Source organism: Methylobacterium sp. J-078 (assembly GCF_022829285.1).
Lineage (GTDB): Bacteria > Pseudomonadota > Alphaproteobacteria > Rhizobiales > Beijerinckiaceae > Methylobacterium.
Window position 1 is genome coordinate 98,006 of the sequence record NZ_JAKSYI010000118.1, and the last position, 21,144, is coordinate 119,149.

At 70.0% G+C, this 21,144-nt stretch carries 23 protein-coding genes and 1 pseudogene; 6 read left to right on the top strand and 18 right to left on the bottom strand.

Annotated elements, in window-relative coordinates; translation table 11 throughout:
• Positions 1-3: 3 nt before the first annotated feature.
• Positions 4-897 (bottom strand): DUF2163 domain-containing protein, encoded by an 894-nt coding sequence (locus MKK58_RS19915; RefSeq protein ID WP_243914118.1) that lies wholly within the window; start codon positions 895-897, stop codon positions 4-6.
• A 28-nt stretch (positions 898-925) separates the two neighbouring features.
• Positions 926-1,834 carry a LysR family transcriptional regulator gene (locus MKK58_RS19920; RefSeq protein WP_243914127.1) on the bottom strand — a complete coding sequence of 303 codons (909 nt, stop codon included), beginning with the start codon at positions 1,832-1,834 and terminating at the stop codon, positions 926-928.
• A 136-nt stretch (positions 1,835-1,970) separates the two neighbouring features.
• Here MKK58_RS19920 and MKK58_RS19925 point away from each other — a divergent pair, with 136 nt between their 5' ends.
• Together MKK58_RS19925 and MKK58_RS19930 are read left to right on the top strand one after the other, a co-directional pair.
• Entirely contained in the window at positions 1,971-2,585 is a 615-nt protein-coding gene (locus MKK58_RS19925; RefSeq protein ID WP_243914129.1) for a glutathione S-transferase family protein, read from the top strand.
• Between the two features lie 44 nt (positions 2,586-2,629).
• Positions 2,630-3,553: a pyridoxamine 5'-phosphate oxidase family protein gene (locus MKK58_RS19930; protein ID WP_243914261.1), complete on the top strand. Its 924-nt coding sequence runs from the start codon at positions 2,630-2,632 to the stop codon at positions 3,551-3,553.
• Here the strand turns inward: MKK58_RS19930 and MKK58_RS19935 are convergent.
• The 8 genes from MKK58_RS19935 to MKK58_RS19970 are packed head-to-tail and all read right to left on the bottom strand — an operon-like array spanning position 3,534 to position 7,164.
• Entirely contained in the window at positions 3,534-4,187 is a 654-nt protein-coding gene (locus tag MKK58_RS19935; RefSeq protein ID WP_243914132.1) for a DUF2460 domain-containing protein, read from the bottom strand. The genes MKK58_RS19930 and MKK58_RS19935 overlap by 20 nt on opposite strands.
• A 19-nt stretch (positions 4,188-4,206) precedes the next feature.
• On the bottom strand, positions 4,207-4,779 hold the full coding sequence (locus tag MKK58_RS19940) for a phage tail tape measure protein (RefSeq protein ID WP_243914133.1): 573 nt from the start codon (positions 4,777-4,779) through the stop codon (positions 4,207-4,209).
• Positions 4,780-4,795: 16 nt separating this feature from the next.
• A complete protein-coding gene (locus MKK58_RS19945) occupies positions 4,796-5,014 on the bottom strand; it encodes a phage tail assembly chaperone (RefSeq protein WP_243914134.1) in 219 nt (72 codons plus the stop codon).
• A complete protein-coding gene (locus MKK58_RS19950; RefSeq protein WP_243914135.1) occupies positions 5,011-5,334 on the bottom strand; it encodes a gene transfer agent family protein in 324 nt (107 codons plus the stop codon). Before MKK58_RS19950 ends, MKK58_RS19945 begins: the two co-directional genes overlap by 4 nt.
• On the bottom strand, positions 5,334-5,741 hold the full coding sequence (locus tag MKK58_RS19955; RefSeq protein ID WP_243914136.1) for a phage major tail protein, TP901-1 family: 408 nt from the start codon (positions 5,739-5,741) through the stop codon (positions 5,334-5,336). The genes MKK58_RS19950 and MKK58_RS19955 overlap by 1 nt, the downstream gene beginning before the upstream one ends.
• A gap of 25 nt (positions 5,742-5,766) precedes the next feature.
• A complete protein-coding gene (locus MKK58_RS19960) occupies positions 5,767-6,201 on the bottom strand; it encodes a DUF3168 domain-containing protein (protein WP_243914137.1) in 435 nt (144 codons plus the stop codon).
• Positions 6,198-6,566, bottom strand: coding sequence for a head-tail adaptor protein (locus MKK58_RS19965; protein WP_243914138.1), 369 nt, complete (start codon positions 6,564-6,566; stop codon positions 6,198-6,200). The genes MKK58_RS19960 and MKK58_RS19965 overlap by 4 nt, the downstream gene beginning before the upstream one ends.
• A gap of 28 nt (positions 6,567-6,594) precedes the next feature.
• Positions 6,595-7,164: a hypothetical protein gene (locus MKK58_RS19970; protein WP_243914140.1), complete on the bottom strand. Its 570-nt coding sequence runs from the start codon at positions 7,162-7,164 to the stop codon at positions 6,595-6,597.
• A gap of 39 nt (positions 7,165-7,203) precedes the next feature.
• Between MKK58_RS19970 and MKK58_RS19975 the strand changes: the two genes are divergently transcribed.
• Both MKK58_RS19975 and MKK58_RS19980 read left to right on the top strand, forming a co-directional pair.
• Positions 7,204-7,983: a S1 family peptidase gene (locus MKK58_RS19975; protein ID WP_409565278.1), complete on the top strand. Its 780-nt coding sequence runs from the start codon at positions 7,204-7,206 to the stop codon at positions 7,981-7,983.
• A 109-nt stretch (positions 7,984-8,092) separates the two neighbouring features.
• Positions 8,093-8,977 carry a S1 family peptidase gene (locus MKK58_RS19980; RefSeq protein WP_243914148.1) on the top strand — a complete coding sequence of 295 codons (885 nt, stop codon included), beginning with the start codon at positions 8,093-8,095 and terminating at the stop codon, positions 8,975-8,977.
• Between the two features lie 117 nt (positions 8,978-9,094).
• On the opposite strand, the pseudogene MKK58_RS19985 reads toward MKK58_RS19980, so the two are convergent.
• Positions 9,095-9,331 (bottom strand): annotated as a pseudogene (locus tag MKK58_RS19985) (phage major capsid protein); the annotation flags it as partial.
• 401 nt (positions 9,332-9,732) lie between these two features.
• Here MKK58_RS19985 and MKK58_RS19990 point away from each other — a divergent pair.
• Together MKK58_RS19990 and MKK58_RS19995 are read left to right on the top strand one after the other, a co-directional pair.
• The gene (locus MKK58_RS19990; RefSeq protein ID WP_243914150.1) at positions 9,733-10,086 is read left to right on the top strand and encodes a hypothetical protein; all 354 of its coding nucleotides are present in this window, start codon (positions 9,733-9,735) and stop codon (positions 10,084-10,086) included.
• A gap of 143 nt (positions 10,087-10,229) precedes the next feature.
• Positions 10,230-10,784, top strand: a complete 555-nt coding sequence (locus tag MKK58_RS19995) for a hypothetical protein (protein ID WP_243914152.1) — start codon at positions 10,230-10,232, stop codon at positions 10,782-10,784.
• A gap of 221 nt (positions 10,785-11,005) precedes the next feature.
• Here the strand turns inward: MKK58_RS19995 and MKK58_RS20000 are convergent, their stop codons facing one another.
• From MKK58_RS20000 to MKK58_RS20030, 7 genes are all read right to left on the bottom strand, one after another.
• On the bottom strand, positions 11,006-13,408 hold the full coding sequence (locus MKK58_RS20000; protein ID WP_243914154.1) for a TniQ family protein: 2,403 nt from the start codon (positions 13,406-13,408) through the stop codon (positions 11,006-11,008).
• A 5-nt stretch (positions 13,409-13,413) separates the two neighbouring features.
• Positions 13,414-14,382, bottom strand: coding sequence for a TniB family NTP-binding protein (locus tag MKK58_RS20005; protein ID WP_243914156.1), 969 nt, complete (start codon positions 14,380-14,382; stop codon positions 13,414-13,416).
• An 85-nt stretch (positions 14,383-14,467) separates the two neighbouring features.
• A complete protein-coding gene (locus MKK58_RS20010; protein ID WP_243914158.1) occupies positions 14,468-16,762 on the bottom strand; it encodes a Mu transposase C-terminal domain-containing protein in 2,295 nt (764 codons plus the stop codon).
• Positions 16,759-17,436: a hypothetical protein gene (locus MKK58_RS20015; RefSeq protein ID WP_243914160.1), complete on the bottom strand. Its 678-nt coding sequence runs from the start codon at positions 17,434-17,436 to the stop codon at positions 16,759-16,761. The genes MKK58_RS20010 and MKK58_RS20015 overlap by 4 nt, the downstream gene beginning before the upstream one ends.
• Positions 17,437-18,119: 683 nt before the next feature.
• The gene (locus MKK58_RS20020; RefSeq protein ID WP_243914162.1) at positions 18,120-18,365 is read right to left on the bottom strand and encodes a hypothetical protein; all 246 of its coding nucleotides are present in this window, start codon (positions 18,363-18,365) and stop codon (positions 18,120-18,122) included.
• Positions 18,358-20,400, bottom strand: coding sequence for an AAA family ATPase (locus MKK58_RS20025; RefSeq protein ID WP_243914164.1), 2,043 nt, complete (start codon positions 20,398-20,400; stop codon positions 18,358-18,360). Before MKK58_RS20025 ends, MKK58_RS20020 begins: the two co-directional genes overlap by 8 nt.
• 179 nt (positions 20,401-20,579) lie before the next feature.
• Positions 20,580-20,918: a hypothetical protein gene (locus tag MKK58_RS20030; RefSeq protein WP_243914166.1), complete on the bottom strand. Its 339-nt coding sequence runs from the start codon at positions 20,916-20,918 to the stop codon at positions 20,580-20,582.
• Positions 20,919-21,144 lie beyond the last annotated feature (226 nt).

Here is a 21,144-nt window from a genome sequence, read left to right on the forward strand (position 1 = left end):
GCCTCAGCGGAACAGGCTGCCGCCGTCGAGGCCCGGGCCGGAGCCGGGGACCGGGCGCAGCACGAAGTCGTTACCCGGTAGGTGCGGGAAGCCCTGGAAGTTCGGCACGTTGGCGAACTTCTCGCGGCAGGTGGCCAGGCGCTTGTCGCAGCCCGCAATGAGGCGGAAGCGGTCGCCGGCCCGGATCGCGGCGGCGGGCGCCTGCCAGAGTTCGAGGCGGACCGCGCCGCCCGCCGCGACTTGCGCCCGCAGATCGGCCGCGTGGCCGCTGGCGGACCCGCTGGTCCAGACGAGCCGCCCGCCCGCGAACCAATGGTCCGGGAAAGCGCTCGCCAGCACCACCTCCAGGGTGCCGGGCTCGGGCGTGGCGCGGACGCTGCCGGTGGTGGAGAAGCGCGCGTCCGTCAGGTCGACCCGGCAGCGCGCATCGCCGAGATCGGCCCCGCAGGTGGCGCGGTAGGTCCGGCCCTGCTCGGCGTCGAGGCGGTCCATCAACCCGCGCAGCTCGGCCACGAAGGCGCCCCCGGCGCGACGGACCTCGCCGACCGTGCCGATCTCGAGGAGCAGGCGGGTCTCCGAGTCGCGCCAGTTCACCAGCCAGGTCTCCACGCCGGCCCCGTCGTAGAGGCCGCCCGCGATGTCGGCCTCCGTGAGGCCCATCGCGCTGAGCGCCCCCGCCACCTCGCCGCCCGCGATGGCGAAGCCGAGTTCGGCGCTGGCCTCGGCCGCCTCCAGGCCGGTGCCGGCCGCATGCGTCAGGCCCCCGAAGGTCAGGTCGCGGTCGTGGTCCGTGAAGCCGAGGCGCAGCCCGTCGCGCCGGGTGAGCGCCCAGCAATGGCACAGGGTGGTGGCCCCGCCGGCCAGATGCGCGGCGAGGTCGGGGGGCAGGTCGCGCATGGCCGGGAAAATCCTCGTGGAGACAGCCTCAGGAGCGCTGCGGGTTGACCCGCGGGTCGGCCCGGAGCCGAGCCACGGCGAGGTCGATGAACGCGCGCACCTTGGCGGGGGCGCGCCGGCCCTCGGGGCTGACGACGTGGACCGGCATCGGTGCCGCCTCCGGATCGTCGAGGACGAGCCGCAGGCGCCCTTCCGCCAGCGCCGGGGCGACCTGGTAGGACAGGAACTGCGCGATGCCCTGGCCGGCGAGCGCCGCCGCCAGGACGGAATCGATGGTGTTGCAGGTGAGCCGGGGGCGCGGGGCGCCCCGCGGCGACGGCTCGAAGCCCCCCTGCCCGAAGCCCCCCGGCCCGGTACTGGCCGAGCCGATGACGGCGTGGTCGCGCAGGTCCCGCGCGGTCGCGGGGGCGCCGTGCCGGTCGAGATAGTCCGGCGCCGCGCAGAGCACCCGGCGGACGGTGCCGACCCGGATCGCCGCGAGGCCGGAATCGGCCAGCGGACCGATGCGGATGCCCGCGTCGGCGCCCTCGTCGATCAGGTTGATCACCCGGTCGAGGAACAGGGCACGGGCGCTGACGGCGGGGTGGCGCGCGAGGTACTCCGTGATCACGGGCAGCACGTAGAGCCGTCCGAACTGCACGGGCGCGGTGACGGTCAGGGTTCCCGACGGTGTCGCGTAGGAGCCGGATGCGGCGGCCTCCGCCTCCTCGATCTCGGCCAGGATGCGCCGGCAATCCTCCAGGTAGCGCCCGCCCGCCTCGGTGAGCTTCACCGTGCGGGTGGTGCGCGTCAGGAGCCGGGTCCCGATCCTGTCCTCCAGGGCGGCCACCGCCCGGGTCACGGCCGGCGGGCTCATGCCGAGCTGGCGTGCCGCTCCGGCAAAACCCCCGCTCTCCGCCACGCGGACGAAGACCCGCATTGCCTGCCACCGATCCATGCCGTCCTCCGCGGGCCCTCGATTGTTCCATCTGGCGGAAGAGTGGCTTGCGTGGAAAGCGCATTCTCATCGCCGGGCGCAGGAGCTTGAATGCGGGTGTCGCCGGTGCCCCGGCTGAACCTCGCGGAGACCTCCCATGAAGCTGTTCCACTTCGCCCTGTCCGGCCACGCCCACCGGGCCCGCCTGTTCCTGTCCCTGCTCGGCGTGCCCTGCGAGGTCGTCGAGGTCGACCTCGCGAAGGGCGAGCACAAGGCGCCGGACTTCCTGAAGCTGAATTCCTTCGGCCAGGTGCCGGTGCTCGTCGACGGCGAGACGGTCGTGCCGGATTCCAACGCCATCCTGGTCTACCTGGCCAAGCGCCTCGGCCGCACCGACTGGCTGCCGGAGGACGCGGCCGGCGCGGCGCGGGTGCAGCGCTGGCTCTCGGTGGCGGCCGGCCCCATCGCCTTCGGCCCGGCGGCCGCGCGTCTCATCACCGTGTTCGGCGCCGCTTTCGACGCGGCCGAGGTGATCGCCCGGGCCCATCTGATCCTGGGCCGGATCGAGGCGGAACTCGCCGACCGGCCCTGGCTCGCCGCCGACCACCCGACCCTCGCGGACGTGGCGCTCTACAGCTACGTCGTCGCCGCCCCCGAGGGGAACGTCGACCTCGCCCTCTACGGCGCGGTCCGCGCCTGGCTCGCCCGCATCGAGGCCCTGCCGGGCTTCGTGCCCTTCCCGCAGACGCGCGCGGGCCTGCGCGCCGCCTGAGCCTCAACCCCAACTTGAGGAGAACGCCAGTGTCCCTCTCCGATATGACTCTCTCCGAATCGCCCACCGCGCCCTGGCACGCGGGCGAAGTCGTCATCCAGGCGCATGTCGGCGTCGCCGAGCGGATGGCCGAGCTCGGCCCCCGCGTCATCCGCGACCACCTGATCGCGCAGCACCGCGAATTCTATCGCCACCTGCCCTTCGTGGTCCTGGGCACGGTCGACCCGGAGGGCGAGGCCTGGGCGACGGTGCGGACCGGGGCGCCGGGTTTCCTCGACGCGCCAGACCCCGAACACCTGCGGGTGCGGGCGGCGCCCGAACCCGGCGATCCGGCCGAGGCGGGGCTCGCGGACGGGGCCGCCGTGGGCCTCCTCGGGATCGACCTCGGCACGCGGCGGCGCAACCGTCTGAACGGCACCGTGGCGCGCGAGGCGGCGGACGGCTTTTCGATCCGCGTGGCGCAGAGCTTCGGCAACTGCCCGCAATACATCCGGGTCCGGACCGATCCGGAGCCGGTCCCGGCGGCGGCGTCCGCCCCGCTCGTGTCGCATCGCCTCGACGCGCAGGCTCGCGCCCTCGTGGCGAACGCCGAGACGTTCTTCGTCGCCAGCTACGCGCCCGGCGCGGACGGCACCCGGCAGGTCGACGTCTCGCATCGCGGCGGCCCCGCCGGCTTCGTCCGGGTGGATGGCGACGGGGTCCTGACGGTGCCGGATTATTCCGGCAACCGGTTCTTCAACACCCTGGGCAACATGCTCGCCAACCCGCGCGCCGGGCTCCTGTTCATCGACTTTCCCACCGGCGACCTCGTGCAGATGACCGGGCACGCGCAGGTGGTCCTCGACGCCCCCGACCTTGCGGCGTTCCCCGGCGCCGAACGGCTCTGGCGCTTCACGCCCCGCACGGTGGTCCGGCGTTCCGGCGCCTGGCCGCTGCGGTTCTCGCCCCCTACGGCACGATCTCGATGAGCGGCACCCGCGGGATTTCCCCCGCGGCGAAGGCCGAGAGGTCGACGGTGAGGTCGTCGGTGTCGAAGCGGACCGGGACGTCGAAGGCAAAGCCCGCCGTCACGCGCGCGCCCAGTCCCGGCACGGCGTCGGCCGCGAAGGTGAGGCGCCCGGTCGTCGCGTCGCAGGCGACCTTGGCGGCCGGCACCGCGAGGCCGTTCACCGCCACCCGCACGCTCTCGCCCACCGGCTTGGCGATGGTCCGGCGGTAGGGCATCGGCCCGGTGCCGTAGGTCTTGGCGAGCTGGAACACGCGGGTGGTTCCGTCCCCGAGGCCGAGGAACTGGTCGGTGGCCGCGATCCCGCGCGAGGGCGGGCCTGAGGTCGAATCGACCCGGTCGCGGTAGCGGAAGCCGTAGAGCCGGCCCCGCCGCTCCTCGAAGAAGCTCAAGACCGCGTGCAGGGCATCGAGGGTGCGGATGCCGAAGCCGGCATCGTAGCGCCGGCGCGAATCGGCCCAGCGGCTGTTGCGGTGCTCGCGGCCCGAGGCCAGGGTCACGATCTCGGTGAGCCGGCTCGGGCCGCCGCTGCCGCGCAGGGCGACATCGAGGGGAAAGCGGACCTCGTGGAAGTCGCTCGGCGGTTCGCTGGCCATGGTGCTTTCCTCCTTGGCCTCACAAGCCGCGCCGGCCCCGGGCCACCGCGCGGGCGAGGCCGGCGGCCACCTGCGCCTCCGAGCGGCGGAAGCTCTCGAGGTCGGGGGTGGCGATGTGGATGGTCACGGGGGCGGCGCCCTGGCCGCCGGCCGCGACGCCGAGGCGCCCGTCGCTGCCGCGCTTGAGCGGCAGGATCGCCTCCGGCCCGGCCTCGCCCATCAGGCCGAGGCCGTCGCGCATGGGAAAGTAGGTCGGCGCAGCCACCACGCCGCCGGCCGCGAAGGGACGCACGCGGCCCTGCTGGAGGACGCCGCCGCGGGCGAAGGCCGTGTCCGTGCCGGCGCCCGCTCCGATCAGCCCGTTCACCACCCGGGTGATCCCGGCCTTGACCGGGGTCAGGGCCGCCTTGATCGCCACGCTGGAGAGCTTCGTCGCCAGGGTGCCGAGCACGCTGTCGAGCTGGCGCCCGGCCCCGACATTGGTGCTGAGGGCCTTCGACAGGCTCTGGCCGAAGCGCTGGGCGAGCCGGTCGAGGGTCTCCAGCTGACGGGCGCGGGCCGCGGTGGTTCGGTCGGTCTCGGTCTCGGCCATGGCGGGGTCCTTCGGGTCAGGTCGGGTCGGGGTAGCGCCCGATCAGGTCCCGCAGGGCCGCCCCGTCGAGGGCGGCGCGGGGTCCGGTCAGGCCGGCGGCGGCCATCAGTTCGCGCGGCGTGGCGCGCCAGAAATCGCGCGGGCGCCAGCGCAGGCGGCCGAGGCCCAGCGCCAGCGCTGCGTCCCACGGGAAGGCGGAGGGCGGCTCCGGCGCGGCCCCGCCCGTGGGGTTCAAGGGTTCTCGGAGGCCTCGCCGAAGGCAGCGGCGAGCACGGCGCCGATCGCCGTCCCGATCGCCTCCAGGTCGCCGGCCAGCGGCAAGGCCGCGACGGCGGCATCGTCGAGGGCGTGGCCGCCGCCGCGTAGCGCCGCGCCGAGGAGCGCGACGAGGTCGCGGCTCTTCAGCCGGCCGTCCGCGAAGCGGGCGGCGAGGTCGGTCAGGTCCGCGGCCCCGAGGGCGTCCTCGAGTTCAGCGAGCGCGCCGAGGGTGAGGCAGAGGGTGTAGCGCTCGGGGCCCAGGGCCAGGGCCACCTCGCCGCGCCTGCGGTTGGCCATCAGGCGGCCGTGAAGGCGAGGGGGCCGGCCGAGTCGAGGGCCATGTCGAAGGTCACCTCGCCGGCGTGATCCCCCCGGTATTCGAGGCTGGTGATCTGGAAGCTGCCCTCCAGGGTGCCGAAGCCCGGCACCACCACTTGGTAGGTCTCCAGGGCGCCGTCGAAGAACACCTGCCGCAGGCGGGCATCGGAGGCCTCGTCGCGGAACACGCCGGAGCCCGTGAGGGCGGCGCGGCGCACCCCCGCCCCGGCCAGGAGCTCGCGCCAGCGCCCGGCGGAATCGGCGTTCGTGACGTCCACCGTTTCGGTGTTGAAGGCGATCTGTCGGGCGCGCAGGCCCGCCACCGCGAGAAAGCCGCTGCCGGAGGCGATGCGGATGAGCAGGTCCTTGCCGCGTTGGGCTGCCATGGTGGGCTCCGTGGGTTCTGGGGAATCAGGCGGGCAGGCGCTCGGTGATCGCGCCGAGGTTCAGGACGGCGCGGGTCTCGCCGCTCGCCGGATCGCGGCGGACCGCGATGGAGGCGAGGTCGAGGCGCACCAGGGCGTGGCCGGCGAGGCTGAGCGGCGCGTCGTGCAGGAGATCGGCGATGCGCTCGGCGACGTCGACCGCGCTGCGGGTCGAGCCGGGCCGGGCGAACACCGTCAGGCCGAGGACGTGCCGGTGGCGCCGGGCGCCGTCGACGGATTCGTCGCGGATCTCGGCATCGCCGAACAGGGCGTAGACCGGGCCCGCCCCGCGCGGGGGTTCTTCGGTGAGGCGGAAGGCGCCCCCCATCAGGCGCGCCAGGGTCGCGTCGGTGGCGAGGTAGGCCAGGATGGCGGCGCGCAGCGCCAGGAGCGGGCTGGTGGGGGAGGGGGGCAGGCTCATGCGGCGGCTCCGGCGGTGAGTTCCTCCACCTGGCAGACCAGCTCGCGCCGGCGCCCGTCCGGGTCGCCCGCGCTGCGGATGGCGAAGCGGCGCGGGCCGCTCGCCAGCCGCATCCCCGGGGTGATCCTGGCCGGGGTGATCTCGGGCCCGAAGCGGAACCGGACCCGGTGGGTGGCCACCACCTCTGCGCGCCCGAGCCGCGTGCCCTCGACGGAGCGCAGCGGCTCGATGGCGCCCCACAGGAGCGGGCCGGCCTCGAAGCGGCGCACCACGCCGCCGAACCCGTCCGGCGCCTCGAGCGGGCGTTCGAGCACGAAGCGGCGCCGCCGCGCGCCGATGGGCACGCGGATGGGAGACTGGGACATGGCGATGGACCTTCCGAGAGGACGGGCGCTACAGGCGCAGCCGGCGCAGGGGCGCGACGAGGGCCGCGACATCGGGCGGGGGCGGGCCGTCGCCCGCGCCGTCGCCCCGATGCTCGAAGGCGTGGGCGACCAGGAGCCGGATCGCCTGGGCGAGCGGCGGCGGCAGCGGCGGCCCGGCCCCGCCATGGCCGGCATCGACCTCGATCAGGGCGGCGCGGCGGTCCAGGGCCGGTACGGCCGGATCGATGACGAGGCCCGGCGCCTCGACGGGGTCCGGCCCCAGCCGTACGAGCCCGGGGGCGAGGTCGGTGACGATGCCGGCGGTGTCGACGAGGCCCGCCCGCGCCACCGCCACCAGGGGGCCGAGCGGCAGCGGCATCCGGCCGTCCGCCGGCCAGGCGGTGAGCATCAGCCGGTAGCGCCCGGGGACCAGGATGCGGCGGGTGGCGAGCTCCACCCGGGCCCGGGTGGCCGCGATCAGGCGCTCCACCAGGGCGTCCTCGGCGCCGCCATCGTCGGGGTCGAGGCGCAGGAACCCGCGCATCTCGGCCAGACTCACCGGCTCGACGATGGCGGCCTCGACGCGTATCGGGTTCATCGTCGTCTCCGGATGGGGGCGTTTTCGGAAGGGATCGCGATGGCGCGCGGAACGGCTCCGCTCTCCGGCCGGCTGCTGCCGCCCGTTGCAGGTCTGATGTGCCTGCTGGGGCTCGCCCCGGCGGGGGCGGTGGTGGGCGGGCGCCCGGCGCCCGAGGCGGCGGCCTCGGCCGTGATGGTGCTGTCGTCCAACGGCGGCGTCTGCACCGGCATCGTGGTGGCGCCCGACGCGGTCCTCACCGCCGGCCACTGCGTCGCGGCCCGGGCCGAGCACCGGGTGCATTACAAGGACGCGGCCGGCGCGCCGGTGCTGGCCGAGATCGCCGCCCGCGCGCTCCACCCCGGCTACGATGCCGGCGCGGTGGCGGGCCGCCGCCGCTCCATCGACCTCGCCCTGGTGCGCCTGGCCGCCCCCCTGCCGGCCCGCTTCGTCTCCGCCGGGTTGAGCGGGGTGATGCCTCGGGCCGGCGAGCGCCTCACCCTGTCGGGCTACGGCGTCGCGGCAGCGGGGGATGCGCGCAGCACCGGCACCTATCGCAGCGTCGAACTCGGCGTGGTCGAGCCCCACGGCCCGAGCCGCATCCTGGTCTGGCTCGGAGCCGGTTCCGGCGGGGCCAGCGCCTGCCACGGCGATTCCGGCGGCCCGATCGGCGCGAACGCATCGGTGCTGGCGGTCTCGGCCTGGGTCGCGGGCCAGGCTTCAGCGAGCGGGAAGGCCTGCGGCGGCGTCTCGCAGGGCATCCTGCTGGGGCCGCAGCGGGCCTGGATCGACCGCACCCTGGCCGGCTGGCAGGCCGCCGCCCGCTGGGCGGAGCCCTGAGGGCGAGGCCAGAGTGCGCGGCACGGAACCAGAGCTTGGCCGAACCATTCCCTTCCGATACGGTTCAACGGTTCTCGTCCAGGACATCGCCGGACGCGGGAGAGACACGATGTTGCCGACCGCGCCGCGCACGGCCGCCCCTGTGAGAGCCCTCCGGTCCCGGCTCGCCGCGACCCTGGGGTTTCTCTGCGCGCTGACGCCGCTGCCGGCCCTGGCCGTGATCAACGGCGAGGTCTCGCGCGACCCGAACGGCCTGCGCGCCTCGGTGGTGCGCATCGAGAGCACCCAGGGCGAGATCTGCTCGGGCACCCTCATCGCCCGGGACCTCGTGCTCACGGCCGCCCACTGCGTGATGCATCAGGCCGGCTACAGCGTGGTGGTGGTGGACCGGGCGTTCCGCTCGCGGCGCATCAACGCGATCGCCGCCGCCATGCATCCCGATTTCGTGCCCGGCACCACGCCGGAGGATCAGCCGGGCATCGATCTCGCGCTGATCAAGCTCGCCGAGCCCCTCGGCAACGACTTCCAGCCCCTCGACCCGCGCGGCGGCGCCATCAACACCGGCGACGCCGTCGACATCGCGGGCTTCGGCGTGGTGGCGGAGAACCGGCGCAACACTGCCCGCACCCTGCGCCAGGCCCACCTCGTCTCCATCGGCTCCCTCCAGGTCGCCAACCGGGTCACGGTGGTGACGGACCGGCGCCGCATGGCCGAGACGGCGGGCGCCGGCGCGTGCCTCGGCGATTCCGGCGGCCCGATCCTGCGCGGCGGCCCCGGCGGCTACCAGATCGTCGGCGTGGTCAGCTGGTCGAGCGGCGCCATGCGCCAGGACCGCAAGGCCCGCACCGCCTGCGGCGGCTTCACCGCCGTGACGCCCACGAGCGAGCATACCGGCTGGATCAGCCAGCGCGCGGCCGAGTTCGCCCGGATGCCCTCGGGCGCGGCCATCGGCGCGACCCGGTCGGACTGGATGGCCCGGCCGGGGCGGCGGTGAGGGGACGTTCCTGAGCGGCCGGACGAACCATCGGAAACCTGGGCGTCGAACGCCGATAATCACAGCCGTCCGATGCCTCCGGGGGCCCTCCGGGCTTGAGGGCCCGGAGGGTGTGGTTCACGCCGCGAACGACAGCAGCTTGATCGCGTCGAAGTCCTGCACGCCGCCGCCGACGCGCTTGGTGGTGTAGAACAGCACGTAGGGCTTGGCGGAGTAGGGGTCGCGCAGGACGCGCAGGCCGGCGCGGTCCACCACGAGGTAGCCGCGGCGGAAGTCGCCGAAGGCCACCGAGAGGCTGCCAGCAGCTGCATCCGGCATCGCCTCGGCCTCCGCGATGGGGAAGCCCAGCAGGGTGGTGTGCAGATACCCATAACTTGAAAGCCCAAGCCTGATTTCATTTGGTTTTTTCGGATACGCTATCCCCATAAGCCGAACGACTGACACCCATAAATTGCTGACGGTCGCCCTAGCCGACCCCATATTTTGACTCACCGTCGCGGGCGTTGCGAAGCGACTGGCGGCAGTCGGTCGGCCTGTCCTCTGAACGACATGGCTCATCACAGCGGCTTGGCACCACGTGCCAAACGCCCTCGATGTGGAAGGCGCTTCGCCCCGGGACGGCGAAGGTCACAGGGCGGGCGTTAGTTTCTCAGGTTGAGATGGGACTCGGAGCGGTCAAGCTTAGCGTTCCCGATCCGATCCCTCGCTCGATCCTTCCCGCTGACGTATGCTTAGCGCCAAGCAGGGAGACGCGAGTGCCAAAGAAAATTTCGCCCGACTCAACGATAGCAACCATTTGGCCGCACCTGATGCATCAGCGTGACTATGTTGCTGGTGCGCGGCACAAAGCGAAGCAGTGTTTTGACAACCATGGCAACGCATTCGTGAAGATCGGCGTCACCGGATCGGGTCAAAAGCCTTGTTATCGCGTGTTCTACAAAGATGCCAATGGGTCTGAGGAGATTTTCGGCTCCTACTGGGACATGCACGATCCGCTCGACAACGAGCACGCCATCAACACAAATTGGAGCACGAATGCAATGACCTACGAAGAGATCCACGCGCTCATGGTCGAGAAGCACTCGCCGCCCGCTAAAAAGGCCATATGATGCCTCAACGCTTTCGGGTGGGGTTGCTACATAATACCTGGAATATGTAAGACCTAACGGCTTTGGTGAAGGCTGCGGCCGCGACACTTGGTAAGCGCGGATCATACAGGAAGGCCAAATATTAGAATATGTATAGCCACCAAGTGAGCTATCACGAAGCAGGCCACGCTTTTGCATATTGGTATATTGGCGTTGATTTGCACTCAGTGCAGGTTATAGCTCAAAAAGCTATTGGCGGTAGAGCGCCGCTTGTTTCTAAAAATGGGACCTTGCTCACGGGCGCCAGTGGTATTTGTGAGCCCAGGGTAAATCTATTCGCCGCCCGAAATTTTAATACTGAAAATAGGCAGGCAAGTTTAAAAGAAATATGCTGCAAGCAAATCTTTGTTTCGTTATCTGGGCCAATCAATACTGAGTTCGACACTAAGTTGCCACTTGCTCAATGCTTTGCATCATCCTGCAGTCATGATGCTTCTAAGATACAAATGTGCTGTGAAATTGGTCGGATAACCCAATTTCATTATGCGAAATTGCTCGCACGCACACGTCGCCTGCTCGACACTGACCATGCAAAAAGTGCGATGAAAACCATTGCCCGACGTCTGGCGGCCAATGGTTATTTGCGAGGCCATCGGGTGGCGACCTGCTGCGACTCTGTTTTCGGGCACCGCCCTCGACCGTTTGATTTTTCAAACTGAGATATTGCCGGGTAGGCGCCTTCGTTGACAGGAGGCGTGATTTTCCCGACCTGCCCCCGCCGCTTCGCTAGCACGTAGCGAATAACGTTATCCGCTACGTGCTATCCTCGGAGTCGCAAATCGAACGCCTGGTCGACCGAACGGTCGGAAGCAGGATCTCGCGTCGCCGTGGCCGATCATGCCTCGACGCCGCCGGCATCCACGGCCAAGGTGGAAAGCCCCTACGTGACGCCGATCCGGTGGATGCTCGCCGTGGCCTCGCCGCGGTCGAAGACGAAGTTCACGAACGTAGGCTTCGAGCATACCGGACGCACGCCCGCCCGTAGCAGCATCTTCGTGACGGCCGCCCCGACTCCGTGACGTTCCGTCCGGCCCGCCTTACGCGCCAGTTCGTTGGCGAAGACGTACGTCCGCGAGAACCGCTCGACTTCCGAAAGTGGCACCATGACGCGATTGCCGAGCCTGGCCGATCCGAGCAGCCCGTTCGCGGCGAGCTGCAGGACCATGTGCATTCCCGTCCCCAACCGCGCGGCGACGTCCGGGACGGTCATCATCGGCTCGACGGCTGCGGTGACCGGAAGCGCCGCCGCGTCCCCGGCCTCGGCCAGGCGTCGGAGCGCGGCCAGCGCCTCGGACCGCGGGAACAGGTACGAACAGAACGCCGGACGGCGACAGGTCGCCTCGATCCCGGCCCCGTCGAGGATCGACAGGACCGCCCTGGGGCCGCGAAGCCCGGACGCGGACGCCAACTCGGGCAGGGTGACGTAGGCTTCACGGAATCGCTCGACCCCTACGGGGGACACGCTGCCGGACCTGCAGCCCGCCCTTATCGGGAGCAGCCCGGCCTCGACCACCTGCTGCACCATGAGCCTGGGCAACCCGAGGGCGGCGGCCACCGATCCGCGGTCCAATCCCTTGTCAGCCGTCAGGTCGAGGTCCGGGGCCGCCGCGGCGCATGCGGAGACGGCGCCATCCCGGGGATAGATCCTCTCGGACAGCGGGGCCCCCGCGAGGGGCGAGTGGACGCCGACTTCGGACAGGAGGGCCGCCACAGGCAGCGATGCGGCCGCGCCCATCGCGGCCCTCAACTCGGCCATCGTGGCCCAGGCCGACCGGAAACGCTCGATCTCGACCGCCGGGATGCGGTCGACGCCGTCGACCGTCTGGCAGTTCAGCAGGGCGGCCGCCATGACCCTGTCCATCGCCGCCCGCGAGAGCCCGAGCTCGCGGGCCGCCACGGGCACCGGCACCCCCGCCTCCCCGGCAGGCCGGAGGTGGGGCGGCAAGGACCGTGGATCGACATGCAGCCCGGCGATCCCGCGCCGCCCGGTCCACCGGGCCCTGACCTCGACGTCGCCACGGAGAACGAGCGCGACGACCTCCCCGACCGAAGCGCCATGGCGACGGGCCGCCAGCGGCAGCGACTCGAACCCCCGCGGGGTGGAACCGGGCCTGCCGGCCCTCGAACGGAGGCTCGCCAACAGCCTTGCCGCGGCGTCGGCCGGGAACATCCAGCCAGCCGACCCCCGCCCGGTCGCGACGACGTCGAGCAAGCCGCCCGTCGCGAGCCCGACCACCTCGTGCGCCGTCACCCCGAGTTCCGCACCCACCTGTCGGAGGGTCCGGGACCCGACGAGCCTTTCGAGGTCGGCCTGGGAGAACTCGGACGAACCCTCCCCATCCTCATGCGGCGCGGGTCCCTCCGGACATCTCCCGGTCCTGGCGGGATGGTTCGCGTCGGCGTGCGCTGCGAGCGTCGCGCGAAGGTCCGCGCCGAGCGCGTGTCCCGGCAGGCGCCTGACGAAGCGGTAGAGCTCGCCGTAGGCCTTCCGCAGGTCGCTCGCATGCGACCTGGCGGATTTGCGGACCCTGAGGCGGTCGAGCACGTCGACGAAGGTCGCCGGCATGCCGAGCAGGACGCGGAACCCCTCCGCATGCAGGCGCGCGGTCCCATAGGCCCGGCGGGCGTCGTAGATCGTGGCGTCCTCGTCGAAGGATGCCTTTCCCAACCGTTCGGAAACCGTGAGCAGTTCGCCCAGGGGAACGCCGTCGAGCCGGGGCAGCGGCCGGATGGCGTCCCCGCGCAGCCTGCCGACCACGTAGGCGTCCAGGGCGAGGGCCTCGGCCTTCGCATCGACGCATTCGACCGCCGCGAGGACATGCCCCGCGGAACAGGACAGCAGCCGGCCGTGACGCCATTGCAGGGACCTGCGTGCGCAACCGCACGACGATGCGAGCTCGATGCCGTGGTCGGGGCAGGTGGTCACCGGCAGGACGTCCCACCAGACGCGATGATACGCGCTTTCGGTCAGGCAGGTCGGGCACCACCGTCGTCTCTGCGAGGTGACATGCTCCGCGGACAGGGTCTGGCCCATCAGCGTGACGACCGTCGAGCGCACGCGCGGGGTCGCCCGCTCCACCGCATCCGGATCGGCCTTGCAGATCCGGGCGACCTCGACGGGGTCCCACCGCGAGGCGGCCCTCTCCTTGGCTCCCATGACGCGGTCGATGGACTTGCCGATGCGGCGGCTGCCGTTGTGCTCCAGCGCTCGTACCAGGAGCGCGTACGCCGGCTCGTCGCCGTGGTGCCCGGCCTTGCCGGGAAGCGGTGGGACCGAAGGCATCGGGTTTACCGCTTCGAGAAGCTGTCGCGGTCCTGCCGATTACCCTTGCGCAGGCCGGTCATCTCGGTCTCCGCATCCGGGGGCATCTCGCTCAGGGTCGGCTTCCTGACGCGCCTGCGGGAGCGGCCGAACGGATTGACGAGTTTCCCGTCGCCGCGGCGCCTGAACTCGACCGCATCGGCGAACACGACGTCCGTAAGCTCCGTGTCCCCCTCGTCGTAGGCGATGGCGGTCGCACGGAAGAGAAGCTTCATCAGGTTGTTGATGTTGCCCTTGGTGGCCTTGTGCAGGTTGCGGGCCCTGACCTCGTCCGTGAGCGCCGGCGAAGCCGGGATGGTCAGCGCGTCCTCGATGGTTTCGAGCACGCCGATCCATTCCTCGCGGTCGTCCTCGTCGTCCCAGCCGAAGCACGTCAGGAGGAAATCGCCATCGGTGCGTCGGTTGATCTGCTTGTACACGCTATGCAGGCCGACTAGCTTATTGGTGCCTGCAAAGACGAACTGACAGGTGCCGCCGTTGATCAGGCCCTTGAGCTGACGTACCGCCTTCTTGGTGAAATACTCGGACCGATCCTCGATCACGTGGGTGAACTCGTCGAGGATGGCCAGGTGGACATGCTGCAACCGCAGCTGGGTCTCGACCGCCCGCTTCCTGTCCTCGGCATCCCCGACGCAGAGATGTTCGGCCCCCAGTGCGATCAGGAAGGCGTCGAACAGATGGGTCTCCTTCGGGTTCGCAGGAACCTCGACCAGCACGACCGGGCGCCTGCTGCCCTGGGACGTCTCGAAGGGACCCGCGCGCTTGGCTGCGAACATCCTCAGCACAGTGCTCTTGCCGACGCCGGGCTCGCCGTAGAGGAGCCCCACGCTCGACTCGCGGCCCGTGCCGTGTTCGCTATAGATATCGTTGAGCCAAGTCATCGCCTTGTCGTAGCGGTCGTGGTCGACGACCGCCTTGCCGATCTTGAGAAGCATCGACTTCTTCTCCGGGTCCGCGTTGGCCAGCGTCTCGGCGATGTCGTCCGGGTACAGGCCGTCCTTGCCGACGAGGGACTTGGCATCAATCATCGTAGATCACCTTCATCTTGCGACGGGCGCCGGGCGTCCGCGACGGGGCGGGCTTCGGCGGGACGGGGGTCGAGGCGGCTTCGGCCGGAGGGGCCGTTTCCGGCTGCTTGGACGACGCCGCAGGCTTCGCCTTCGGGCGGGGCGTGCGGGGCTTGGCCTTCGGCTTGGGCTTGCGGTCCGGCCCGTCCCTGAAGGTGTCGACGAGGCTCTCGTCGGTGCGTGCCTGACGGTCGTCCTCCGGGTCGTGGACGGCCTCGTCAGAAAGATCGAGAGGCCCGGCGCTCTGCTCGGCGTCCTCGAACCGGCGCGACATCAGGTCGAGGACCTCGCGTCCGATGCCAAGGAAATGGGCGACCTTGGTCAGCCTGCCGCCCCCCTTCCGGACCTTGAGCATGGACTCGCCGAGCTTGAACAACTCGGCCTTCGCCATCGTCAGCGCACCCATGCGGATGATGCCTTCGGGGCTCCGGTCCTTGGCCCGGCGCTGGATGACCTTGTGCTGGTGTAGGCTGAGGTCCCTGACGTAGTCGGGCCGGGTGCACGGCACGCGCAGGGTGAAACCCTTCGCGTGGTCGATCAGCAGGACATGCTCGATGTTCTGGGGGTCGTAGCGGATCTCGACCCTGGGGTCCTTCTCGAAGCCCGCCCGGTACCTAGCGAGGTCGCTGCTGTTGTAGCGCAACCCGAACAGCCGGATGCCACGGCGTTCCGCCTTGCGCTCCTCGTAGGCGCCGACGAGCTCGACCAGGTCATCGTGGGCACGGACCCGGCGCGGCGGATCCATCTCGGCGGACCTCGTCCAGAGGTCGATGCGCCGCTCGCCGCTCCACTCGTCCACCCCCTGATGGTGTACGTCGACGATGGCCTTCGTCACGAACAGGCGCAGTTGGCTGAGCGAGATCACCGCGTCGTCCTCGGGCTTGTAGTCGCGTGCCCGGTCGTCGCCGTACCGGAGCACCTTGCCGGGGAACATGTCGAGGAAGCATTCCTGGACCGTGCCCCAGAAGCGCTCGATCCGCCCCTTCTTCCAGGACTGCGACGGCGGGATGTAGTCGACGTGGCATCCCAGGGCCCTGGCCGAGTGGATGAACGACGACGAATGGAACGCCTGGTCGTTGTCGACGAAGAATCTGAAGGGGACGCCGTTCAGCGGGTAGGCGTTGCGGATCAGCGGCTCGCCGTCCTCGTCCTTCCCGAAGGCCGACATGTCCTTGAAGCCGATGACATGCTTGAGGGCCCGCGCCGTCGACACGTAGGACGGAGGGTCGAAGCCGATGTCGAAGCCGGCGATGCATCCGGAATAGCAGTCGATGACCGCCATCAGGTAAGGCGTCCCCAAAGGCATCTTGGTCTTCTCGTCGACCACGAACAGCCGCAGGTACTTGAAGTCCGCCTCCACCCGCTGGAAGGCGCGCTCGACGACGGGGCCGGCCCCGACGGGGAACATCTCCTGACGCGCCGCGTCCGGTCCCTTCCGCCTCGCGGTGCGGACGACCCGCGAGATCCGCCGGCACTCCGCCCGGAACGCCTTGATCGACGGGAACGGGGACCGCTTGGCCGGGTCCTCGTTCCGCGCCATCTCGGCGACCACGGCACGCGCCTTCTCCGTACCGCCCAGCGCCTTCACGATGAGGGCGTTGCACGCCTTGAGGGCGGTGGTCGCGTTCGGCCGATGCCGACGCAGGTAATCGCTCTCGATGGCCTCCCGCATCGCCCTGATCTGGTACGCCGCCAGCTTGCGGTCGCGGTTGCCGCGCTTGGCGGTGTTGGGGCACAGCGCCCTCGGGTCGCGACCGGCACGCGCCCAGATCCGCCACCAGCGATAGACGGAACTCCAATCGTGCGGGCCGGCGTCGCCGCGTTCCGACGCGATCCGGTCGCAGACCGGCTGCAGGGACACCTGCGAACGCGAGAAGTCCCGACCGAGGTCGTCGAGGGCACGGCAGTAGCGCAGGCGGCGCACGATCTCCCGCTTCTCCGGCATCGAGAAGGCCCGAAGCGACCGCCTCAGGTTCTCCCTGACGCCGATGGGCAGGCCGAACTCGTCATGCGAGACGAAGGTCAGCTTCCCGGCCGCATGCCACGCCTTGATGTCCTTCGAGGCGATGGGATGCTCGACCTGGGGCACGCCGGGTTCGCTGAACACGTAGCCCATCGGCTTGCGGCAGCGGCTCTCGACGACGAGGAACTTGCCGAGCAGCTCCACGGCGTCCCCGCGGCGCAGGTAGACGTCGTCGTTGTCGTCCGCGGCGGCGTCGCGGGGCGGGGCGAGCAGATCCATCGTCATGACCTTCCAAGAAGAGGGGTGTTGCCGTCGAAGCGACGGGAAGGCCGAAACGAGATCTCGCCCCGTGCCACGAGGTTGAGGACCGCAGCATAGGCGCGCGGATACTGAAGCACGCCCTTCGCGACCAGGCCGTTAAGGGTCAGGCTTAAGCCTTCGTCGACGGCTTGGCGTACCTGTTCGAGGTCGTGGTCCGACACCAGCCCCTCACCCGCCTGCGTCAGCACGAGCTCGGCGTTCGTCAGCCTCGACTCGGCGTGCACCTGCCGTTCCGTGAAGACGAGGAACCGACGTCCCTCCTTGCGGCACTCCCGGGCGATCCGCCGGTACTTCAGACGCTCCTGCCGAAGCTCGACGCTCGAAAGCACCTCCACGTCGACCCGACGGGTGACGCCCGGCAGGTCCGTCGCCAGGACGAGCTCGTAGCGGGGGCGGTATTCCTCCCAGTCACCGCCGTTCCAGAACCAGACCGGCTCGGCGTGCTGGCGGATGTCCCGAACGGAGGGATGCACGGCGGCCAGGGTGAGGAACTCGAAGGCCAGCGTGCCCCGATAGGCCAGCGAGGTCTCCGTCCGCCAATAGTTGAACCAGCCGTGGTGGGCGAGGCGGCTGTTGCGGTCGTTGGAACCGCGCTTGTTGGTACGCACGACAAGCGGCGCGCGGGTGACGGTGGCCATGGACGGCCTCCCACGGTCTTGCACCCGCCGGCACGCGGCTCGTCGGGTGGGGGACTCGGTTGGGCGGGCCGGCGTCGCACGGTTCGCGCGATTGCCCGGCAGGGCCGAACGGGGCCGTCAGGGCCACGGAAGGTGCGTGGCGTCCGGCGCGTTCGGCGCCGGATATCGCGAGGCGGTTGCTGGTCATGGCGGGGCTCTCCTGCGGAAGCGGGCATGGCTTCGCCGTACGGGGCCGACGGCTCCGGTGGCGCGATGATGGTGGTGTGGCCGGGGACGGCGATGCGGGCGCGCAGGGCGCGAACGCCCATCCGCCAACGCATCGGGGGATCGGACGCGACCAGCCAAGGAAGGCTCGGCCTGGGCGACCTAACGCCGGGGTATGTTCCGTAGGGTCATGGTAGCCTCCCGATCCGGCCGGTCGCCGGGTGCCTGGTCCGTGGTGGGCCGGCTCGTGGAAGGCTTAGGTCGGCCAGGGCACCCGGCCGAAGGTCGCGAAGACCTCAGGCTATCGAGCCAGGCTGACTGCGGGCCCGCACGATGGCGGCCGAGGTTTTCGCGAACATATCCATGCAGCGACATTGCCACGGATCGCCGGGACACGCACTTCGATTCCGTTGGGTGAGTCAGCGGAACATGACCGGCGCCCAACCCGAGGATCCTGTTTCGGGACGTGCGCATCCGGTTCAGTTCCCTCGGCCTTCCGGCTGGCGGAACCGCGCCGGAGGGAATGCAACGACGCTCCCCTCGGCCTGGCGCCGGTGACGGGCTTCCAGGGCGGCCTCCTCCGCGACCTGCATCCCCAGGTCGATCTCCACCATGATCGAGCCGACGAGGTCGTCGAAGGTCTGCGGATCGAGATCCAGGGCGCGCCTCGCGCGCATCAGGCCGAGCATGACCTGGGCGATGCGCTCGTCGGTATCCTCAGGCATGGGGGCCTCCCGTGCCGGCCTTGCAAGCCCCCTTGGCGGCGGCCGGCGGCGAGCCCTCGATCATTGCTCGGACCTCGTCGCCGCCGAGCACGCGGCATTCGACCAGGCGATGCGCAATCCGGTCGATGAGGCCGGTGTTGCGGCTGACCAAGTCGCGGCTGATTTCGTACAAACGCGAGAGGTCGTCCTCGCAGATACGCCTGAAAACAGGATCTGTCCTGATGAGCGAAACCGCCGTTGCTTGGTCTCCTCTGTAAAGTAGACTTGATCCAAGCCCCCAAGTCGCATGCTTTCCTGCGACGAGGGCTGTGGCATAGGCGAGGTCCGAGCCCGAGCCGCCAGCCGAACCGGAGGTGACTGTGTCCCAGAGATGATCGGCGGCCCGGCCGGCCAGAACGCTGACGATCAGGTCGTCGAGCTTGTCCGCCGACATCTTCGACGTATCCCCCAGGCGACTTGTCGTGCGGCCGGCGAAGCTGCCCTGCGCGATGATGGACACCATCGTCACGTCCGCCAAATTCTTGATCGTCAGTACGGCTGCGTGACTTGCCTCGTGCCTTGCAACCGCTAAAAGCTCGGCCGGAGAGCGGGTCTCGGGGGGCACGAGCCGCCCGATGAGGTCCGAGATCGCCATCGGACGCTTGGCCGCCATGGCGACCATGCGGGCGCCGGAAGCCCATCCGGCGATGTCGGCCCCCGTGGCTCCCGCACCGATGGCCGCGAGCGGTGCCAAGTCCTCGCCGGCCAGGTCCCCGCCGAGGTGCTGACGCAGGATGCCCTCGATTGCGGCCTCGTCCGGCAAGTCGATCCGCACGATGCGGTCGAGGCGACCAGGGCGGGTCAAGGCCGCATCGAGTCGGTCAGGGTAGTTAGTCGCGCCGATGATGATTAGCTTTGATGCAGGGCTCGAAACCGCGCCATCTAGTGTCATCAAAACGTGATTGACGACTGTAATCCAGTAATCACGATGTCGACTATCGCATTGATCTCGGCAAGGTAGACTATCAAGCTCGTCGATCAATAGTACGCCGCCATTTTGCGATGCCTCCAAGAATACCTCGTCGACCTTTCGGCAGATGTCGTTGAGATATCCATTGGTCTGCGCGAACCAAGAGGAGACACTGGTCACCGTTAGGTTGACGCCCAAGGACTTGGCAACACTTCGAGCATAGGTCGTCTTGCCTGTACCGGGCGGACCTGCCAGCACGATATTCTTGCCTTCGATTGATGCCCACGACCTTTCGCCACGCCGATAAGCCTCGACGGCGTCGATCAGCGCCAGGCCGTGCGTCTGGGCGGCGCCGTAGCCGACCGTGTCCCTCAACAGAGGAACAGCCTTGAGGTCGGGGGCGGATGCCCTCTTCGAGGCAGACGCCGCGCTGAGCCGTCGAACGCAATCGCGCGGCCTGCTGCCCCTGCGGATGCAGGCCGCGATCTCGTTGAAGCCCAAGCCCCGGATGAGGTCGGCGGGCAAAGGCCCCGGACGGCGCCCGGTGACGAGCCGGATGGTTGCCCGGAGAGCCTTCGGGGTCGGCGGCTTCAGTTCGATGCGGAGGTCGGCAGCCGCGACGAGGGCCGCAGGTAGGTAGCGGTCAGGGGCTGTCGTTACGCCGACAACGCTACGTCCTGCCCCCAAAGCCGATGCAACACTGTCTCCTCCAACAGAGGCGTTATCGCTAATCTTCTTCGATCCATCTCGCTTGATGACCTCCGTCCAGGCTCTCAAAGACGTCAGTGCGTGGGCGATGGGACCGATCCAGTCCGGCCCGGGAACGGTCACGACCAGCGCGAGGCTTGGGGGTGCCTGGATGCGGGCGATGACCTTCGTCGGCAACATTGCGTGCAACATGCTGATCGCGAGAACGGTGGAGACGCTCGCCGATCCCAACACCTCCTCCGGCGTGGGCGGCTTACCTTGATGATCGGTGGGCTCGCCGTACACGGGATAGCCGTCGTCGTACGCGTCCTTGAATTCCTGGCCCGTCATGCGGGTGAGGCGCTTCAGGGCCTGGGCGGGGGTCTTGTTCTTGCGCATGGTGGCAGCCTCCATCGAAGGGCCGCCGCGCGCATCCATGCGCGCCGGTCAGGCCCCGGGGGGTGTCTCGGATGGGGTGGGGGAAGTGCCGGCCACGGACAGGCGGCGGCCTGGCAGGAGGCGCGCTATGTATTTCGGGCGATGATGGAAGGGCATGGTCCGCTCCTGGGGATTCTAATTCAGTGGGCTTCGGGATCGCCCGGGTCCCACCCGTCGAAATCGACACGGCGGGCGCCCGCGGAGACCTTGATGCCGGGTCGGGACGGGGCCGTCCGCTCCTTCAGCCTCTCGGCCTGTCGCTCCGCCTCGACGAGCACGGCCTTGCCGAGGGCGACCAGGACGGCTGTGACGATCCGGGCATGCGCCTGGGGCGGGAAGGTCTCGGCGGCCTGGGCCAGCCGGCGGAAGATCTCGCCGATGTGGCGCGACGTATCCTGGGTGTCCGGCGGGGGCGCCGTGAAGGAGGATCGGCCGGACGCTCCGATGGCGTCGGCGTGGTCGGTGATGACGTCGGTCATGGCGGCCTCGCGGGCCGCCGGACGCAATCGCGTCGGTCAGGCCCCTGGGATGGTCCGGGAAACAGGCACGGTCCTGCCGGTGGGCAGGCGGCGGCGTTTCGCTATGGTGTTGCGGAAGGGCACGACTGATTGGGTCCTGGGCATCGCTGCCTGTGAACGGATGGCGAACAGGTGCAGCTGGAATGCGCGCCAGTCAACAGGCCTGCGTATTTCCTGGCCTCGGTCG

Bases quoted from the DNA above. Each gene is read 5' to 3' on its own strand.
- MKK58_RS20005 (WP_243914156.1), bottom strand. From the start codon at position 14,382: ATGCTTCTCAAGATCGGCAAGGCGGTCGTCGACCACGACCGCTACGAC.
- MKK58_RS19930 (WP_243914261.1), top strand. From the start codon at position 2,630: ATGACTCTCTCCGAATCGCCCACCGCGCCCTGGCACGCGGGCGAAGTC.
- MKK58_RS19925 (WP_243914129.1), top strand. From the start codon at position 1,971: ATGAAGCTGTTCCACTTCGCCCTGTCCGGCCACGCCCACCGGGCCCGC.
- MKK58_RS20000 (WP_243914154.1), bottom strand. From the start codon at position 13,408: ATGCCTTCGGTCCCACCGCTTCCCGGCAAGGCCGGGCACCACGGCGAC.
- MKK58_RS19950 (WP_243914135.1), bottom strand. From the start codon at position 5,334: ATGGCCAACCGCAGGCGCGGCGAGGTGGCCCTGGCCCTGGGCCCCGAG.
- MKK58_RS20020 (WP_243914162.1), bottom strand. From the start codon at position 18,365: ATGCCTGAGGATACCGACGAGCGCATCGCCCAGGTCATGCTCGGCCTG.
- MKK58_RS19935 (WP_243914132.1), bottom strand. From the start codon at position 4,187: ATGGCCAGCGAACCGCCGAGCGACTTCCACGAGGTCCGCTTTCCCCTC.
- MKK58_RS20030 (WP_243914166.1), bottom strand. From the start codon at position 20,918: ATGACCGACGTCATCACCGACCACGCCGACGCCATCGGAGCGTCCGGC.
- MKK58_RS20010 (WP_243914158.1), bottom strand. From the start codon at position 16,762: ATGACGATGGATCTGCTCGCCCCGCCCCGCGACGCCGCCGCGGACGAC.
- MKK58_RS19970 (WP_243914140.1), bottom strand. From the start codon at position 7,164: ATGAACCCGATACGCGTCGAGGCCGCCATCGTCGAGCCGGTGAGTCTG.
- MKK58_RS19965 (WP_243914138.1), bottom strand. From the start codon at position 6,566: ATGTCCCAGTCTCCCATCCGCGTGCCCATCGGCGCGCGGCGGCGCCGC.
- MKK58_RS19980 (WP_243914148.1), top strand. From the start codon at position 8,093: ATGTTGCCGACCGCGCCGCGCACGGCCGCCCCTGTGAGAGCCCTCCGG.
- MKK58_RS19960 (WP_243914137.1), bottom strand. From the start codon at position 6,201: ATGAGCCTGCCCCCCTCCCCCACCAGCCCGCTCCTGGCGCTGCGCGCC.
- MKK58_RS20025 (WP_243914164.1), bottom strand. From the start codon at position 20,400: ATGCGCAAGAACAAGACCCCCGCCCAGGCCCTGAAGCGCCTCACCCGC.
- MKK58_RS19975 (WP_409565278.1), top strand. From the start codon at position 7,204: ATGGCGCGCGGAACGGCTCCGCTCTCCGGCCGGCTGCTGCCGCCCGTT.
- MKK58_RS20015 (WP_243914160.1), bottom strand. From the start codon at position 17,436: ATGGCCACCGTCACCCGCGCGCCGCTTGTCGTGCGTACCAACAAGCGC.
- MKK58_RS19920 (WP_243914127.1), bottom strand. From the start codon at position 1,834: ATGGATCGGTGGCAGGCAATGCGGGTCTTCGTCCGCGTGGCGGAGAGC.
- MKK58_RS19915 (WP_243914118.1), bottom strand. From the start codon at position 897: ATGCGCGACCTGCCCCCCGACCTCGCCGCGCATCTGGCCGGCGGGGCC.
- MKK58_RS19955 (WP_243914136.1), bottom strand. From the start codon at position 5,741: ATGGCAGCCCAACGCGGCAAGGACCTGCTCATCCGCATCGCCTCCGGC.
- MKK58_RS19940 (WP_243914133.1), bottom strand. From the start codon at position 4,779: ATGGCCGAGACCGAGACCGACCGAACCACCGCGGCCCGCGCCCGTCAG.